Annotated in this window: 15 protein-coding genes; all 15 read left to right on the plus strand. The window is 61.7% G+C overall.

The window, feature by feature from the left end:
* Positions 1 to 3: 3 nt before the first annotated feature.
* The 15 genes from NLY37_RS07620 to NLY37_RS07690 all read left to right on the plus strand — a co-directional run bounded on the left by NLY37_RS07620 (position 4) and on the right by NLY37_RS07690 (position 16,528).
* Positions 4 to 1,416 carry a circularly permuted type 2 ATP-grasp protein gene (locus NLY37_RS07620; protein ID WP_023670964.1) on the plus strand — a complete coding sequence of 471 codons (1,413 nt, stop codon included), beginning with the start codon at positions 4 to 6 and terminating at the stop codon, positions 1,414 to 1,416.
* A gap of 143 nt (positions 1,417 to 1,559) precedes the next feature.
* A complete protein-coding gene (locus tag NLY37_RS07625) occupies positions 1,560 to 2,501 on the plus strand; it encodes an alpha-E domain-containing protein (RefSeq protein WP_023693403.1) in 942 nt (313 codons plus the stop codon).
* An 85-nt stretch (positions 2,502 to 2,586) separates the two neighbouring features.
* Complete coding sequence (locus NLY37_RS07630) at positions 2,587 to 3,381, plus strand: transglutaminase family protein (protein WP_023670966.1); 795 nt, start codon at positions 2,587 to 2,589, stop codon at positions 3,379 to 3,381.
* Between the two features lie 32 nt (positions 3,382 to 3,413).
* Entirely contained in the window at positions 3,414 to 4,145 is a 732-nt protein-coding gene (locus NLY37_RS07635) for a proteasome-type protease (protein ID WP_023742489.1), read from the plus strand.
* 91 nt (positions 4,146 to 4,236) lie between these two features.
* On the plus strand, positions 4,237 to 5,652 hold the full coding sequence (locus NLY37_RS07640; protein ID WP_023742488.1) for a pyridoxal phosphate-dependent decarboxylase family protein: 1,416 nt from the start codon (positions 4,237 to 4,239) through the stop codon (positions 5,650 to 5,652).
* Positions 5,653 to 5,877: 225 nt separating this feature from the next.
* Positions 5,878 to 6,645 (plus strand): DeoR/GlpR family DNA-binding transcription regulator, encoded by a 768-nt coding sequence (locus NLY37_RS07645; protein ID WP_023742487.1) that lies wholly within the window; start codon positions 5,878 to 5,880, stop codon positions 6,643 to 6,645.
* A gap of 117 nt (positions 6,646 to 6,762) precedes the next feature.
* Entirely contained in the window at positions 6,763 to 8,283 is a 1,521-nt protein-coding gene (gene glpD, locus NLY37_RS07650; RefSeq protein ID WP_023688615.1) for a glycerol-3-phosphate dehydrogenase, read from the plus strand.
* Positions 8,284 to 8,321: 38 nt separating this feature from the next.
* The gene (locus tag NLY37_RS07655) at positions 8,322 to 9,401 is read left to right on the plus strand and encodes an ABC transporter ATP-binding protein (protein WP_023684650.1); all 1,080 of its coding nucleotides are present in this window, start codon (positions 8,322 to 8,324) and stop codon (positions 9,399 to 9,401) included.
* Between the two features lie 10 nt (positions 9,402 to 9,411).
* Entirely contained in the window at positions 9,412 to 10,503 is a 1,092-nt protein-coding gene (locus tag NLY37_RS07660; RefSeq protein ID WP_023730147.1) for an ABC transporter ATP-binding protein, read from the plus strand.
* Complete coding sequence (locus tag NLY37_RS07665; protein ID WP_023742486.1) at positions 10,504 to 11,370, plus strand: carbohydrate ABC transporter permease; 867 nt, start codon at positions 10,504 to 10,506, stop codon at positions 11,368 to 11,370.
* 1 nt (position 11,371) lies between these two features.
* Entirely contained in the window at positions 11,372 to 12,286 is a 915-nt protein-coding gene (locus NLY37_RS07670; protein WP_023742485.1) for a carbohydrate ABC transporter permease, read from the plus strand.
* 67 nt (positions 12,287 to 12,353) lie between these two features.
* Positions 12,354 to 12,641 (plus strand): DUF2160 domain-containing protein, encoded by a 288-nt coding sequence (locus tag NLY37_RS07675; RefSeq protein ID WP_023693410.1) that lies wholly within the window; start codon positions 12,354 to 12,356, stop codon positions 12,639 to 12,641.
* A 77-nt stretch (positions 12,642 to 12,718) separates the two neighbouring features.
* On the plus strand, positions 12,719 to 14,446 hold the full coding sequence (locus NLY37_RS07680; protein WP_023670978.1) for an ABC transporter substrate-binding protein: 1,728 nt from the start codon (positions 12,719 to 12,721) through the stop codon (positions 14,444 to 14,446).
* Positions 14,447 to 14,535: 89 nt separating this feature from the next.
* On the plus strand, positions 14,536 to 16,029 hold the full coding sequence (gene glpK / locus NLY37_RS07685) for a glycerol kinase GlpK (RefSeq protein ID WP_023742484.1): 1,494 nt from the start codon (positions 14,536 to 14,538) through the stop codon (positions 16,027 to 16,029).
* A 22-nt stretch (positions 16,030 to 16,051) separates the two neighbouring features.
* The gene (locus NLY37_RS07690) at positions 16,052 to 16,528 is read left to right on the plus strand and encodes a DUF6882 domain-containing protein (protein ID WP_023742483.1); all 477 of its coding nucleotides are present in this window, start codon (positions 16,052 to 16,054) and stop codon (positions 16,526 to 16,528) included.
* Positions 16,529 to 16,616 lie beyond the last annotated feature (88 nt).

Raw genomic sequence — 16,616 nt, forward strand, 5'->3', positions numbered from 1 at the left:
CGATTGGCAGCGTTCGATGAAATGCTTCCGGAAGTTTCCGGGCTTAGACAACCGTATACGGCCTACGACCGCTGGCTGAAGGAGCAGGACCCGGCCAGGCTTACCGAAAAGATGCAGGACGCCGAGCGCGTCTTCCGCAAGACCGGCATTACCTTCGCCGTCTATGGCGAGCAGGAAGCCTCCGAGCGGCTGATCCCCTTCGACATCGTGCCGCGCATCATCTCCGGCAATGAATGGCGAAGGCTGACGCAAGGCATCGAGCAGCGCGTGCAGGCGCTGAACGCTTTCCTCGACGACATTTACCACCGCCAGGAAATCCTGCGCGCCGGCCGCGTGCCGAGGGAGCTGATCGCCAGGAACGAGGCGTTCCTGCCGGAAATGATCGGAGTGCGGCCACCGGCCGGCGTCTACACCCACATTATCGGCGTCGATATCGTCCGCATCTCCGAGAACGAGTTCTACGTGCTGGAGGACAATGCGCGCACGCCGTCGGGCGTCTCCTACATGCTGGAGAACCGCGAGACGATGATGCAGCTCTTTCCCGAGCTGTTCCAGCAGATCAAGGTGCGGCCGGTGGAGAATTATCCGCAATTGCTGCGCCAGTCGCTGGCGGCAGTGCGGCCGCAAAGCACCAAGGGTGCACCGACCATTGCCGTGCTGACACCGGGCAGCTTCAACTCCGCCTATTTCGAACATGCCTTCCTCGCCGACCAGATGGGCGTGCAACTGGTCGAAGGCCAGGATCTGCGCGTTGTAGACGGCCACGTCGCTATGCGCACGACCGAAGGCTACAAGCAGATCGACGTGCTTTACCGGCGCGTCGACGATTCCTTCCTCGATCCGCTGACCTTCCGGCCGGACTCGGCCCTTGGCGTGCCCGGCATCATGGACGTCTACCGCGCCGGCAACATCACCATCGCCAACGCGCCGGGAACCGGCATCGCCGACGACAAGGCGATTTATTCCTACATGCCCGACATCGTCGAGTTCTACACCGGCCGCAAAGCCATCCTCGGCAACATCCCGACCTGGCGCTGCTCGGAGCCCGACAGCCTGAAATACGTGCTCGAACACATCCATGAGCTGGTCATCAAGGAAGTGCACGGCTCCGGCGGCTACGGCATGCTGGTCGGCCCGGCTGCGACCAAGAAGGAATGCCAGGATTTCGCCAAGAAGCTGCAGGCGAAGCCCTCCAACTACATCGCCCAGCCGACGCTGGCGCTGTCGACTTGCCCGATCCTGACCGAAAAAGGCCTGTCGCCGCGCCATGTCGATCTCAGGCCCTATGTTCTGGTCTCCGACCGAATCCAGATCGTTCCCGGCGGCTTGACGCGGGTGGCGCTGAAGGAGGGGTCGTTGGTCGTGAATTCCTCGCAAGGCGGCGGGACGAAGGATACGTGGGTGTTGGACGATTAGGTAGACAGTAGGCAGTAGGCAGTAGGCAGTAGGCAGTAGGCAGTAGGCAGTAGAGGGACAAGAAATGCCATATTCCACAGAGAATCAAATGCTTACTAATCCCTACTCACTATTCCCTACTCACTAGTCCGAAGGGTCTTGCCATGCTTCTCGGCCGCACCGCCAACGGGCTCTACTGGATGAACCGTTATATCGAGCGGGCGGAAAACATGGCGCGTCTGGTCGATGCCGGCCTTCGCATGGCGCTGACCCGCACCCAGAGCGCGTCGGAAGAGTGGAATTCGGTGCTGCTCAGCGCCGGCTCCGACGTCACCTTCACGCAGAAATACAAGGACTACACCGCCGCCAATGTCGCCGACTTCCTGCTGCGCGACACCTCGAACCCGTCGAGCACGATGTCGGCGATCGAGACCGCTCGCAACAATGCCCGCATGGTGCGCACCGCGCTGACGCGCGAGACCTGGGAGAGCATCAACGAAGCCTGGATGGCCCTGAAGCGCATGCTGGCAAAGCCGATCGACGAGCGCGACCTGCCGAGTGTGCTCGACGCCATCAAACGCGAGACGGCGCTGATCCGCGGCTCGTTCTACGGCACGATGCTGCGCAACGAGATCTTCGACTTCTCACAACTCGGCACCTATGTCGAGCGGGCCGACAACACGGCACGCATCCTCGACGTGAAATACTACGTGCTGCTGCCGTCGATCTCCTGGGTCGGCTCGAGCCTCGACAACTACCAATGGGAATCGATCCTGCGCTCGGTGTCGGCGCACCGTTCCTATCGCTGGGTCTATGAGGCCGACTACAAACCGACCAATATTGCCGACTATCTGATCCTCAATGTGCGCATGCCGCGTTCGCTGACCTTCTGTTATCGTTTTCTCGCCGAGCATCTGAAGTTCCTGGGCGACGACTATGGCGACCGTCATGCCTGCCACGCCACCGTCGACAGGACACAGGCGATGCTGCAGGCAGGGTCGATCAAGGACATATTCGACGCCGGCCTGCACGAATTCCTGGCCAGGTTCATTCAAGACAACACCAAGCTTGGCGAAGAGATCGCACAAGATTACCGGTTCAATTGAGCATGATCGCGAACCGGAGGGCCGCGCTAGCGACAAGTGGGACCCGGTTTTCGGATAAGATCATGCTTACAAACGGAAAATAGGCATGCGGCTCAAGATCACCCACCGTACCGAATACCGCTACGACGCGCCGGTGCACTATCTGTTGCAGCGGCTACGCCTGTTACCGGTCAGCGGACCGACGCAGACCGTGCTGTCCTGGGCGCTGAAGATCGAGGGCGCGCGAGAGGAAGTCCGCTTTAACGACCATTTTGGCAACGATAACAGGCTGTTGAGCGTCGAGGGCGAGCGCGACTTCATCACCGTCGAGGCCTCCGGCGAGGTTGTCACGCGCGACACAGCAGGCGTGTCCGGCCCGCATCACGGCTTTGCGCCGCTGTGGCTGTTCAGCCAGGAGACAGCTTTGACCATCCCCGGCGAGGGCATAAGCGAGCTTGCCGCGGCGGTCGGCAAAGGTACCGACATCGAAAGGCTGCATCGGCTGATGGCGCTGATCGTCGAGCGCGTCGCCTACACGCCGGGCACCACCAGTGTGACGACCCCGGCGGAAGAGGCATTGGCGCTGAAGACCGGCGTTTGCCAGGATCACAGCCACATCTTTGTCACCGCAGCCCGCGTCATGGGTTTTCCGGCCCGCTATGTCAGTGGCTATCTGATGATGGATGCGGCCATCGAGCAGGCGGCGAGCCATGCCTGGGCCGAAGCTCATGTTCAGGGTCTCGGCTGGGTCGCCTTCGACGCCGCCAACGGCATTTCCCCCGATGAACGCTATGTCAGGGTAGCCACCGGCCGTGATTATCGCGACGCCTCGCCGGTATCGGGAATTCGACTGGGACAGGCGGAGGAACAGCTTGCAGTCACCGTCACGGTAGAGCAGTAGTCTCCGGCAAGATTGCTGCCTGAAGAGATTCCATGACTTATTGCGTCGGCCTCAAGATCGATCGTGGGCTCGTGTTCATGTCGGACACGCGCACCAATGCAGGGATGGATTCGATCTCCACTTTCAAGAAGATGCATGTCTGGGAAGAGCCAGGCGAGCGCGTCATCGTACTGATGTCGGCCGGCAATCTGGCGACGACGCAGGCCGTGGTCAGCCTGCTCGACGAGCGCACCAAGGCGGTGGCCGAACGCCACGCGACGCTGCTCGAAACCCCATCCATGTACCAGACGGTGCGGCTGGTCGGCGACACCGTCAAGGAAGTCATCGCCAGCTCGTCGCCTGCCGGCGAAAAGGCGGATTCCTATTTCAACGCCTCCTTCATCCTCGGCGGCCAGATCAAGGGCAGCCCGCCACGGCTGTTCATGATCTATCCCGAGGGCAATTTCATCGAATCCACCGACGACACGCCGTTCTTCCAGATCGGCGAGACCAAATACGGCAAGCCGATCATCATCCGTGCCTATGAAAGGACGATGAGCCTGGCTGAAACGGTCAAGCTCTTGCTGGTGTCGTTCGATTCGACGCTGAAATCGAACCTGTCCGTCGGCCTGCCTCTCGACCTGCTGTTCCTGGGGGAGGATACGTTCACGGTGGGTTTGAAAAAACGCATCGGCCAGGACGATCGATATTATCGTGCTATTTCTGAAGGCTGGTCGAACGCGTTGAAGACGGCCTTTGCCAGCCTGCCTGATTTTCCGGGGTAGCGCGGCAACCTTCGTCGCGGTTGCCTGTCTCTATTTAACATGTTAATCAAAAATTCAAACGGCTGGGCTGATCGGCACGTCGGGAGGATCCATGGACAACGAGCAATTCCGCGACTGGTCGAGGCGCGCCGCCGACTGGGGCGCTGATTACCGCGCCGGCCTTCGCGATCGGCCCGTGCGACCTGCCATAGCGCCGGGCGAGATCTTCAGGAGCATCGAAGCTTCTCCGCCGGAGGCCGCGGAATCGATGGAGACGATCTTCGCCGATTTCGAAGCCAAGATCGTGCCCGGCATGACGCATTGGCAGCATCCGCGTTTCTTTGCTTATTTCCCGGCCAATGCAGCGCCCGTCTCGGTGGTGGCCGAATATCTGGTCTCTGCGATGGCCGCGCAGTGCATGCTGTGGCAGACCTCGCCGGCGGCGACAGAGCTTGAGACGCGCATCGTCGACTGGATGCGCCAGGCGCTCGGCCTGCCCGAGGGCTTTTCCGGCGTCATCCAGGATTCGGCGTCGTCGGCGACGCTGGCCGCCGTGCTGACCATGCGCGAGCGCACGCTCGACTGGCAGGGCAACAAGAAGGGCCTTTCCGGGCAGGGCAGGCTGCGCGTCTATTCCTCCGACCAGGTGCACACCTCGATCGACCGCGCCATCTGGGTCGCCGGCATTGGCGAGGACAACCTCGTCCGCATTCCCGTCGCCGGCACCTACCGCGCCATGGATACCGCGGCTTTGGAAGCGGCGATTGTTGCCGACCGCGCGGCCGGCCTATTGCCGGCCGGCATCATCGCGTGCGTCGGCGGCACCAGTACCGGCGGCACCGACGACATCGCTGAAGTGGCCGCGGTGGCCAAACGCCAGGGGCTCTATCTGCATATCGACGCCGCCTGGGCCGGATCGGCGATGATCTGCCCGGAATACCGGCCTTTCTGGACCGGTGTCGAGGGCGCGGACTCGATCGTCTTCAACCCGCACAAATGGCTGGGCGCGCAATTCGACTGCTCGATCCAGTTCGTCCGCCAGCCGGAGGATCTCGTGCGCACGCTGGCGATCAAGCCGGATTATCTGAAAACACGCGGCCATGACGGCATCATCAACTACTCCGAGTGGTCGGTGCCTCTCGGGCGTCGCTTCCGGGCGCTGAAGCTGTGGTTCCTGCTGCGCGCCCATGGCCTCGAGGCGCTGCGCACCATGATCCGCAATCACGTCGCATGGAGCGAAGGCATAGCCGGGCGCCTGGCCGAGGAGGAGGATTTCGAGCTCGCCAGCCAGCCGATGCTGTCGCTGTTCTCGTTCCGGCATCGCGCCGCATCCGGCGTTGACTCCGACGAGCACAATTTGCGTCTGGTCGACGCCATCAACAATGACGGCCGTATCTACCTGACGCAGACGCGTGTCGATGGGCGGGTCGCCATCCGCTTTCAGGCAGGCCAGTTCGAGACAACCGGGGCCGATGTCGATACCGCCTTCACTGTCATCTGCGAGTGTGCAAGATCGCTGAGGGACTGACAGGGTAACAGGCTAATCAGACCCCAAACCGCGGTCGGGTTCGGACGCAGCTTCATGCTCGCCCGGCAAAGTCGCCGCTGTTGCACCCGCAACGTTGCCCGCCAGCGTTACCCGCCTGCATCGATTTCGCCTTTGCAATCATCGACATTTCATTAGCCGGCGTCTCCCTTTTCATCGCTTTCGTTTTCAGCTACAAACAAGAAAAACGAAAATGGGAGGTTCTCAGTGTATTTGTCGCCGCGCCATGCCGAAATCATCCAGATGGCGAAGGACCATGGCCGTGTGCTGGTCGATGACCTCGCCACGCATTTCAACGTGACGCCACAGACCATCCGCAAGGACCTCAACGATCTCTGCGACCAGCGGCTGCTGACGCGCATCCATGGCGGGGCCCTGTTCCCGTCCGGCATCGAGAACATGGAGTATGAGGCGCGCCGCAAGATTGCCGCCGACGAGAAGGAGGCGATCGGCCGCGCAGCGGCCAGGCTGATACCCGACAACGCCTCCCTGTTCATCAACATCGGTACCACGACCGAGTCGGTCAGCAAGGCGCTGCTCGACCATACCGGGCTGATGGTCATCACCAATAATATCAATGTTGCCAACAGGATGCGTATCTATCCTTCGATCGAGGTGGTAATCGCCGGCGGCGTCGTGCGCGGCTCCGACGGCGGCGTTGTCGGCGAGGCCGCGGTCGATTTTATCAGGCAGTTCAAGGTCGACTATGCGGTGATCGGCGCCTCGGCCATCGACCATGACGGCGCGCTGCTCGATTTCGACTTTCGCGAAGTGAAAGTGGCGCAAGCCATCATCGCCAATGCCAGGCATGTCATCCTGGTCTCCGACCAGACCAAGTTTGAACGCACCGCGCCGGTTCGCATCGGCCATCTCTCGCAGGTCAACACCTTCATCACCGACCGTTGCGACATCCCATCGGTACGCCGGATCTGCGAAGAGGCCGAGGTACAATTGATTGAAACGTCGCTCGGATAGCGGCGCCATCACAGCCCCGTGATATTTCGTTTGACATTCGTTCTTATTTCGAAATAATCCCGCTACGGTTTCGTAAAAACCTAAAAATGCTGCAATGCGAAATCGCGGGAGGGCTTTGTGGACGCAGTCCGTGACATCTTCGTCATCGGTGGCGGCATCAATGGCTGCGGCATCGCCCGCGACGCCGTTGGGCGGGGCTTTTCGGTATTTCTCGCCGAGATGAACGATCTTGCCAGCGGAACCTCCTCCGGCTCGACCAAGCTGATCCACGGCGGCCTGCGCTACCTGGAATTCTACGAGTTCCGGCTGGTGCGCGAGGCACTGATGGAGCGCGAGGTTCTGTGGAAGAACGCGCCGCACATCATCTGGCCGATGCGCTTCGTGCTGCCCTATGCCAAGGGCCTGCGCCCGGCCTGGCTGATCCGGCTCGGCCTGTTCCTCTACGATCATATTGGTGGCCGCAAATTGCTGCCGGCGACCCGGACACTGGACATGTCAAAGGATCCGGCCGGCAAGCCGCTGAAGCCGCTATTTCACAAGGCCTTCGAGTACTCGGACGGCTGGGTCAACGATGCCCGGCTGGTGGTGTTGAACGCGCGTGACGCCGCCGACCGCGGCGCCACCATCCGCACCCGCACGAAAGTCGTCGGGGCGCGGCGCGAAGGCGATCTGTGGGCGATCCGCGTGGAAGACGTGCAGACGGGAGAGGCAGAGGAGGTCAAGGCCCGGCTGCTGGTCAATGCCGCCGGTCCGTGGGTCGACCACGTCCTGTCGACCACTGTGGGCCAGAACGACGTGCACAATGTGCGCCTGGTGCAGGGCAGTCATATCGTCATCAAAAAGAAGTTCGATGATCCGCGCGCCTACTTCTTCCAGAACAAGGACGGGCGCATCATCTTCGCCATCCCTTACGAGGAAGAATTTACGCTGATCGGCACCACCGATCGCGACTATCCCGGCGATCCGCATGACGTGAAGATCAGCGACACCGAGATCGACTATCTCTGCGCGGCGGCGAGCGAATATTTTGCTGAAGCCGTGACGCGTCCCGATATCGTCTGGACCTATTCTGCCGTGCGCCCGCTCTATGACGACGGTGCTTCGAAGGCGCAGGAAGCGACCCGCGACTATGTGCTGAAAGCCGATGGCGGCGGGGGCAAGGCGCCGATCGTCAACGCTTTCGGCGGCAAGATCACCACCTACCGCCGGTTGTCGGAATCGATGCTGGAAAAGGTCGAAGGTTTTCTCGGCAAGCGCGGCAAGCCGTGGACGGCGAACGCGCCCTTGCCAGGCGGCGATTTCCCGGCCACCGGTTTCGACGCCCAGGTGGCGAAGCTGAAGAGCGCCTATCCTTTCCTCGACCAGCGCCTGGCGCGTCGGTTGACCAGGCTTTACGGCACGCGCGCGCAAGTGTTGCTCGGCCTCGCCAAGTCGAACGCCGATCTCGGCCGCAATTTCGGCGCCGATCTCTATGAGGCCGAGGTACGCTACCTCTGCGAAAACGAATGGGCGCTGACCGCCGAAGATGTATTGTGGCGTCGCACCAAGCGCGGTCTGCATCTCAGCCGCGAACAGGCCTCGGCGCTTGACGAATTCATGCGCGGCATAAGCCGGCGCCATGTCGCGGCAGCGGAATAGGGAAGGCGATTGATGCACAAAGCCTGGGAGGAGGCATCATGCTGGAACTGAGAAACGTGACGAAGATGGTCGGCGCGGTGGAGCATATCCGCGACGTGTCGCTGACGCTTCAGCACGGCTCGCTCAACGTTTTGCTCGGGCCGACACTGTCGGGCAAGACCAGCCTGATGCGGCTGATGGCCGGACTCGACGTGCCGACCACCGGTTCGGTCTGGTTCGACGGCCAGAATGTCACCGGCATGCCGGTGCAGCAGCGCAAGATCGCCATGGTCTATCAGCAGTTCATCAACTACCCCGCGATGACCGTCTACGAGAACATCGCCTCGCCGTTGCGCGTCGCCGGCACCGACCAGGCCAAGATCGACAAGGAAGTCCGCAACGCGGCGGGGCTTTTGAAGCTCACACCCTATCTCGACCGCACGCCGCTCAGCCTGTCCGGCGGCCAGCAGCAGCGTACGGCGCTGGCCCGCGCCATCGTCAAGAACGCCAGTCTGGTGCTGCTCGACGAGCCGCTCGCCAATCTCGACTACAAATTGCGCGAGGAGCTGCGCGCCGAGCTGCCCAAGATATTTGCCGCCGCCGGCACCATTTTCGTCTACGCCACGACCGAGCCACATGAAGCCTTGCTGCTCGGCGGCAATACGGCGACGCTGTCCGAGGGCCGGATCACCCAATTCGGGCCGACCATCGACGTCTTCCGCAAGCCGATCGACCTGGTGACGGCGAAAACCTTTGCCGATCCGCCGCTCAACACCATCGTGCTGGCCAAGAAAGGTCCGGATTTCCTTCTCGAGGGCGGCGTCAAGCTGCCGGTACCTGCCGAACTCGCCGGCATTGCCGACGCCAACTACACGATCGGCTTCCAGCCGCATCATCTGTCGCTCGAGCGGCCCAACGCTGCCGCCGTGCCGGTGCGCGCCAAGGTGACGATCACCGAGATCACCGGCTCGGAAAGCTTCATCCATCTCGATTTCGCCGATGCGCGCTGGGTCATGCTGACCCACGGCATCCGCGATTTCGAGCCCGACGCCGAGATCGAGGTGTTTATCGATCCGCGCCACATCATGGTCTTCGACAGCAACGGCAGCGCCGTCGCCGCGCCGAAGCTTGCGGCCTGAGGGGGAAGAGATGGCGCGCATCGACGTCAACCATGTCAGGCACTCCTACCTGCCCAATCCGCAGAAGGATGCCGATTTTGCGCTGCGGGAAGTGCACCACACATTCGAGGATGGCGGCGCCTACGCGCTGCTTGGGCCTTCGGGTTGCGGCAAGACCACGCTGCTCAACATCATTTCGGGACTTTTGCACCCCTCGCACGGTGAGTTGCTGTTCAACGGCAAGGACGTCACCAATCTGTCGACGCAGGAGCGCAACATCGCGCAGGTGTTCCAGTTCCCGGTCATCTACGACACCATGACCGTTTACGACAATCTTGCCTTCCCGCTGCGCAACCGCGGCGTGCCGGAGGCCGATGTCGACCGCAAGGTGCGCGAGACGCTAGAGATGATCGACCTGGCGTCGTGGGCGAAGAAGAAGGCGAGGGGCCTGACCGCCGACCAGAAGCAGAAGATCTCGCTCGGCCGCGGCTTGGTGCGCTCGGATGTCAATGCTATCCTGTTCGACGAACCGCTGACGGTTATCGATCCGCACATGAAGTGGGTGCTGCGATCGCAGTTGAAGCAACTGCACCGCCGCTTCGGCTACACCATGGTCTATGTCACCCATGACCAGACCGAGGCGCTGACCTTCGCCGACCAGGTCGTCGTCATGTATGATGGCGGTATCGTCCAGATCGGCACGCCGGCCGAATTGTTCGAGCGCCCGCGCCACACATTCGTCGGTTACTTCATCGGCTCGCCCGGCATGAACGTCATGCCGGTGGCGATCGACGGCAAGACCGCGACCATTGGCAGCCAGCGCATCGAGCTGCCCGGCGCGCCAAAGACCGCCGCTGGGAGCTCCGGCGCCATCGAACTCGGCATCCGCCCCGAATATGTCAGGCTCGGCCGTGACGGCATGGCGGTTAAAATCAGCAAGGTCGAGGATCTCGGCCGCCACAAGGTGGTGCGCGCCAGCCTCGAAGGCCGCGAGATCGCCGCCGTCATTGGCGAGGACGAGAGCGTGCCGGCCGACCCAAAGGTTCGCTTCGATCCGGCCGGCATCAACATCTATGCCGATTCCTGGCTGGTTGAGATGGGGCGTGTCGAGATGGGGGCATAGATGGAAAAGACCTGGAACAACAAGGCCTGGTTCCTGGTGCTGCCGGTGCTGGTGCTGGTGGCGTTCTCGGCCGTCATTCCGCTGATGACGGTCGTCAACTATTCGGTGCAGGACACCTTCGGCAACAACGTCTTCTTCTGGGCAGGCACCCAGTGGTTCGAGGAACTGCTGTCGTCCAGCCGCTTCTGGGAAGCGATGGTGCGCAACCTGATCTTCTCCTTCGTCATTCTGGCCATCGAAGTGCCGCTCGGCATATTCATCGCGCTCAACATGCCGAAGAAGGGCTGGGGCGTGCCGGTCTGCCTGGTGCTTATGTCGTTGCCGCTGCTCATCCCGTGGAACGTCGTCGGCACCATCTGGCAGGTCTTCGGCCGCAACGACATCGGCCTGCTCGGCTACTACGTCAACGCGCTCGGCATCGACTACAATTACGTTCAGGATCCGTTCGACGCCTGGGTCACCATCATCATCATGGACGTCTGGCACTGGACCAGCCTTGTCGTGCTGCTCTGCTATGCCGGCCTGGTTTCGATCCCGGATGCATTCTACCAGGCGGCCAAGATCGACGGCGCCTCGCGCTGGGCGGTGTTCCGCTACATCCAGCTGCCGAAAATGCAGCGTGTGCTTTTGATCGCCGTGCTGTTGCGCTTCATGGATAGCTTCATGATCTACACCGAGCCCTTCGTCGTCACCGGCGGCGGCCCCGGCAACTCGACGACCTTCCTGTCGATCGACCTCGTCAAGACCGCGCTCGGCCAGTTCGACCTCGGTCCGGCGGCCGCCATGTCGCTGGTCTACTTCCTGATCATCCTGTTGTTGTCATGGGTGTTCTACACCGTGATGACCAACTACGACGCGGAGCGCTGAGATGGCCGGCGCCAACGAAAGAGCCGACAGAGTGAGCGAAACCACAGCTTCGGGAAAATTGGCGAGCACGCTTTCGCAGGATCAGGTCGCCCGGCTGATGCGCAAGCGCGGCGAGGAATCGCGCTGGTGGTGGATCGTGCCGACGATCTACATCATCGTGCTTCTGCTGCCGATCTACTGGCTCATCAATATGAGCTTCAAGACCAATGCCGAGATCGTCTCCTCGCTGACGCTCTATCCGCATCAGCCTACGATCGCCAACTACCTTACTATCTTCACCGATGCGTCCTGGTATTCGGGCTACATCAACTCGATCACCTATGTTGTCATGAACATGGTGATTTCCGTGGCTGCGGCGCTGCCGGCGGCCTACGCCTTTTCGCGCTACCGCTTCCTCGGCGACAAGCATCTGTTCTTCTGGCTGTTGACCAACCGCATGGCACCGCCGGCAGTGTTCGCGCTGCCGTTCTTCCAGCTCTATTCGGCCTTCGGCCTGATCGACACCCACATCGCTGTGGCGCTGGCGCACTGCCTGTTCAACGTGCCGCTGGCGGTGTGGATCCTCGAAGGCTTCATGTCGGGCGTGCCCAAAGAGATCGACGAAACAGCCTATATCGACGGCTACTCCTTCCCGCGCTTCTTCGTCAGGATATTCATGCCGCTGATCGCCAGTGGCATCGGTGTCGCCTGCTTCTTCTGCTTCATGTTCTCATGGGTCGAACTTTTGATCGCCCGCACGCTGACCACCACTGACGCCAAGCCCATCGCCGCCACCATGACCCGCACCGTTTCGGCCGCCGGCATGGATTGGGGCCTGCTCGCCGCCGCCGGCGTGCTGACGCTGATCCCCGGCGCGCTCGTCATCTGGTTTGTCCGCAACTACATCGCCAAGGGCTTCGCCCTGGGGAGGGTGTGATGAAACAAAAGCACGGGTTCATCCTCACCACCACCGCCAATGGCTTTGCCCTGGGGAGGGTGTCACCATGAATCTCGACCTCACCTGGATGGCGTGGACGTGGCCGACGGCGGCGTTCTTCGGCACCATTCTTCTGCTGCTGTGCGGCATGGCGTTTTGGGAATTTGCCTCGCCGGGCGGCAATCCGCGCGTCGGCGTCCTGCGCTTCGAGACGACGCGCGGCGACCGTCTTTTTCTGTCGCTGCTTGGCAGCGCCTTTATCCATCTCGCTTGGCTGGGTCTTGTCGGATCCAACCTGTGGTGGGCTCTCGCTCTCTCCGTGGTCTACGCCGTCGGCGTGTTCCGCTACGTATAGAGGGGGAAACTGTTGGATCGACCGCGTGCCGGCGGCCGTTCCAGATCGCACTTGAAACCTAAATGTGGAGGAAACCTATGCGACGGCAATTTTTAACATCAACAACTGCCCTTGTCCTGTTGCTCGGGGTAGGCAACGCCTACGCCGGAATGGATGAGGCCAAGGCGTTTCTGGACAAGGAAATCGGCCCGCTGTCGACGCTCGACCGCGCCGGCCAGGAAGCAGAAATGCAGTGGTTCATCGATGCCGCGAAGCCTTTCGCCGGCATGGACATCAAGGTCGTGTCCGAAACCATCGCCACCCACCAGTATGAATCGCAGGTGCTGGCGCCGGCCTTTACCGCCATCACTGGCATCAAGATCACGCATGACGTCATCCAGGAAGGCGACGTCGTCGAGAAGATCCAGACCCAGATGCAGACCGGCCAGAACCTTTATGACGGCTGGGTCAACGATTCCGACCTGATCGGCACCCACTGGCGCTACCAGCAGGTCCGCAACCTGACCGACTGGATGGCGGGCGAGGGCAAGGACGTTACCAATCCGAACCTCGACCTGAAGGATTTTATCGGCACCTCCTTCACCACCGCGCCGGACAAGAAGCTCTATCAGCTGCCCGACCAGCAGTTCGCCAACCTCTACTGGTTCCGTTACGACTGGTTCAACGACGAGAAGAACAAGGCCGACTTCAAGGCGAAATACGGCTACGACCTCGGCGTTCCCGTCAACTGGTCGGCCTATGAGGACATCGCCGAGTTCTTCACCGGCCGCGAGATCGACGGCAAGAAGGTCTATGGCCACATGGACTACGGCAAGAAGGACCCGTCGCTCGGCTGGCGGTTCACCGATGCCTGGCTGTCGATGGCCGGCAACGGCGACAAGGGCCTGCCGAACGGCCTGCCGGTCGACGAATGGGGCATCAAGGTCAACGAGAAATCACAGCCGGTCGGCTCCTGCACGGCGCGCGGCGGCGACACCAACGGCCCGGCTGCCGTCTACTCGATCCAGAAATACCTCGACTGGCTGAAGGCCTACGCTCCGGCCGAAGCCCAAGGCATGACCTTCTCCGAATCCGGCCCGGTGCCGGCACAGGGTGCGGTCGCGCAGCAGATATTCTGGTACACCGCCTTCACCGCTTCGATGGTCGACGCCGGCGCCAAGGCGGTGCTGAACGACGACGGAACGCCGAAGTGGCGCATGGCCCCGTCGCCGCATGGCGTCTACTGGAAGGACGGCATGAAGCTCGGCTATCAGGACGTGGGTTCCTGGACGCTGATGAAGTCGACGCCGACCGACCGGGCCAAGGCCGCCTGGCTCTACGCGCAGTTCGTGACCTCGAAGACGGTCGACGTGAAGAAGAGCCATGTCGGCTTGACCTTCATCCGCGAAAGCACGATCCACGACAAGAGCTTCACCGAACGTGCGCCGAAGCTCGGTGGTCTGATCGAGTTCTACCGCTCGCCGGCCCGCGTTCAGTGGTCGCCGACCGGCACCAACGTGCCCGATTATCCGAAGCTGGCACAGCTCTGGTGGCAGGCGATCGGCGATGCCTCGTCCGGCGCCAAGACGGCGCAGGAAGCCATGGACTCGCTCTGCGCCGAGCAGGAAAAAGTCATGACCCGCATCGAGAAGTCGGGCGTCCAGGGCGATATCGGCCCGAAGATGGCCGAAGAGCATGACCTCGCCTACTGGAACGCCGACGCGGTCAAGAACGGCAATCTCGCGCCTCAGCTGAAGATCGAGAACGAGAAGGAAAAGCCGATCACCATCAACTACGACGAACTGGTGAAGAGCTGGCAGAAGTAATCTTGGCGTACGCGCCAGGATCATAGTGAACGGGGAGGCGGCATCTTGCCGTCTCCCCTGTTTGTATAGGCGAGCTACCGGGAGGACTAATGACCGGATACATCCTTGCAATCGACCAGGGTACGACATCGACCAGGGCGATCCTGTTCGACGGCGCGATGAAGGTCGCCGGCAGCAAGCAGCAGGAATTCACGCAGCATTATCCTGCCTCCGGCTGGGTCGAGCATGATCCGGAAGAGATCTGGGCAAGCGTCGTCGCGACGGTCAAAGGCGCGCTGAAGGCCGCCGGCCGCGAGGCCTCGGATGTGGCGGCGATCGGCATCACCAACCAGCGCGAAACCGTCGTCATCTGGGACAAGGCGACCGGCAAGCCGATCCACAATGCCATCGTCTGGCAGGACCGCCGCACCGCGCCGCTGTGCCAGAAGCTGAAAAAACACGGCCTGGAGAAAAAGTTCACCAAAAAGACCGGCCTGCTGCTCGATCCCTATTTCTCCGGCACCAAGATCGCCTGGATGCTGGACAAGGTAAACGGTGCGAGAAAGCGCGCCGAAAAGGGCGAACTGCTCGCCGGCACTATCGACAGTTTTTTGATCTGGCGGCTGACCGGCGGCAAGGTGCATGCGACGGATGCCACCAACGCCTCGCGCACGCTGGTCTATAACATCGAGAAAAATGTCTGGGACGACGAGCTGCTCTCCATCCTGCGCATCCCGGTGGCGATGCTGCCTGAGGTCAAGGATTGCGCCGACGACTACGGCGTGACGGAAAAAAGCCTGTTTGGCGCCGAAATCAAAATCCTTGGCGTGGCCGGCGATCAGCACGCAGCGACCATCGGCCAGGCCTGTTTCGAGCCAGGCATGATGAAATCGACCTATGGCACCGGCTGCTTTGCGCTGCTCAACACCGGCGCCGATCTGGTGCGCTCGAAGAACCGGCTGTTGACCACCATCGCCTATCGGCTGAACGGCAAGACTACCTATGCCTTGGAAGGCTCGATCTTCATCGCGGGTGCCGCCGTGCAATGGCTGCGCGACGGCATCAAGGTGATCGGCAAGGCCGAGCATAGCGGCGTTTTGGCGGCAACCGCCGACCCCACGCAGAACGTCTATCTGGTGCCGGCTTTCGTCGGTCTCGGCGCGCCGCATTGGGACGCCGAGGCGCGTGGCGCGATCTTCGGGCTGACCCGCAACTCTGGCCCGGCGGAGTTTGCCCGCGCGGCGCTGGAATCCGTCGCCTACCAGACGCGCGATCTCCTCGACGCAATGCGCAAGGACTGGAAGGGGGCGTCGGCCAAAACCGTGCTTCGCGTCGACGGCGGCATGGTGGCCTCCGACTGGACCATGCAGCGGCTGGCCGATATCCTCGATGCGCCGGTCGATCGCCCGACCATTCTGGAGACCACGGCGCTGGGCGCGGCGTGGCTTGCCGGCTCGAAGGTAGGCGCGTGGCCGAAGGCGAAGGATTTTGCCAAGAGCTGGGCGCTCGAGCGCCGCTTCAAGCCGGACATAGATGCCACGGTGCGCTCGGCAAAACTGGCGGGCTGGCGCGATGCGGTGCGCCGGACGCTGAGCGCGCGGTAGTAAATCATGGCGAGGGCAGGGGATGAATCCACACTGGTATCAGGCCTGGCGCGACGAGGCTGTCGAACAATTGGATGCAAAGAATGCACGCTTGCAGCAGGCGTTCCGACTCGGCAGTTGGCCTCGCTATGACTATGATCTGACAGAAGGAAAGCTTCTGTTCTCGGACAACGGCATCACCAAGGTCGTCGCCGAAATCCAAATCGCCGGATCGACGAGTGCCAAGGCCAGCAACTGGCTCTGGGCTTGGGCAAATTCAAACCTGCCAGGCGACCTGCTTGCCGACGCAAAGCTGGTTCGGTCTTTCGGACAGGAGCATTCCATTGATGAGCTGGCTCAATCCTATGCGATAGATTTGAACAACGACCTGGAAGTGCTCGGCTGGAGGATGACCGCAGTTGCGGTTCGAATCTGCAACGGCCTCGCCGCATACCGTTCTCCGCGTGGTGAAGGCGGAGCCCTGTATCTGATCTTCAAGAGCGTCAATTGGGCCAGCTAATCCGCCGCGCCGTACCCAAGCAACCTACGGAAAAGCCCGCGCCGTTGCCGGCGCGGGCTTTTCTACACAACACCTGGTACCAACTCAG

Source organism: Mesorhizobium sp. C395A (genome assembly GCF_030323205.1).
Taxonomy (GTDB): Bacteria; Pseudomonadota; Alphaproteobacteria; order Rhizobiales; family Rhizobiaceae; genus Mesorhizobium.

Excerpts from the sequence above, each read along its gene's own strand:
- NLY37_RS07675 (WP_023693410.1), top strand. The coding sequence starts at position 12,354 with ATGAATCTCGACCTCACCTGGATGGCGTGGACGTGGCCGACGGCGGCG.
- glpK (WP_023742484.1), top strand. The coding sequence starts at position 14,536 with ATGACCGGATACATCCTTGCAATCGACCAGGGTACGACATCGACCAGG.
- NLY37_RS07660 (WP_023730147.1), top strand. The coding sequence starts at position 9,412 with ATGGCGCGCATCGACGTCAACCATGTCAGGCACTCCTACCTGCCCAAT.
- NLY37_RS07640 (WP_023742488.1), top strand. The coding sequence starts at position 4,237 with ATGGACAACGAGCAATTCCGCGACTGGTCGAGGCGCGCCGCCGACTGG.
- NLY37_RS07690 (WP_023742483.1), top strand. The coding sequence starts at position 16,052 with ATGAATCCACACTGGTATCAGGCCTGGCGCGACGAGGCTGTCGAACAA.
- NLY37_RS07630 (WP_023670966.1), top strand. The coding sequence starts at position 2,587 with ATGCGGCTCAAGATCACCCACCGTACCGAATACCGCTACGACGCGCCG.
- NLY37_RS07665 (WP_023742486.1), top strand. The coding sequence starts at position 10,504 with ATGGAAAAGACCTGGAACAACAAGGCCTGGTTCCTGGTGCTGCCGGTG.
- NLY37_RS07635 (WP_023742489.1), top strand. The coding sequence starts at position 3,414 with ATGACTTATTGCGTCGGCCTCAAGATCGATCGTGGGCTCGTGTTCATG.
- NLY37_RS07625 (WP_023693403.1), top strand. The coding sequence starts at position 1,560 with ATGCTTCTCGGCCGCACCGCCAACGGGCTCTACTGGATGAACCGTTAT.
- NLY37_RS07670 (WP_023742485.1), top strand. The coding sequence starts at position 11,372 with ATGGCCGGCGCCAACGAAAGAGCCGACAGAGTGAGCGAAACCACAGCT.
- NLY37_RS07680 (WP_023670978.1), top strand. The coding sequence starts at position 12,719 with ATGCGACGGCAATTTTTAACATCAACAACTGCCCTTGTCCTGTTGCTC.
- NLY37_RS07655 (WP_023684650.1), top strand. The coding sequence starts at position 8,322 with ATGCTGGAACTGAGAAACGTGACGAAGATGGTCGGCGCGGTGGAGCAT.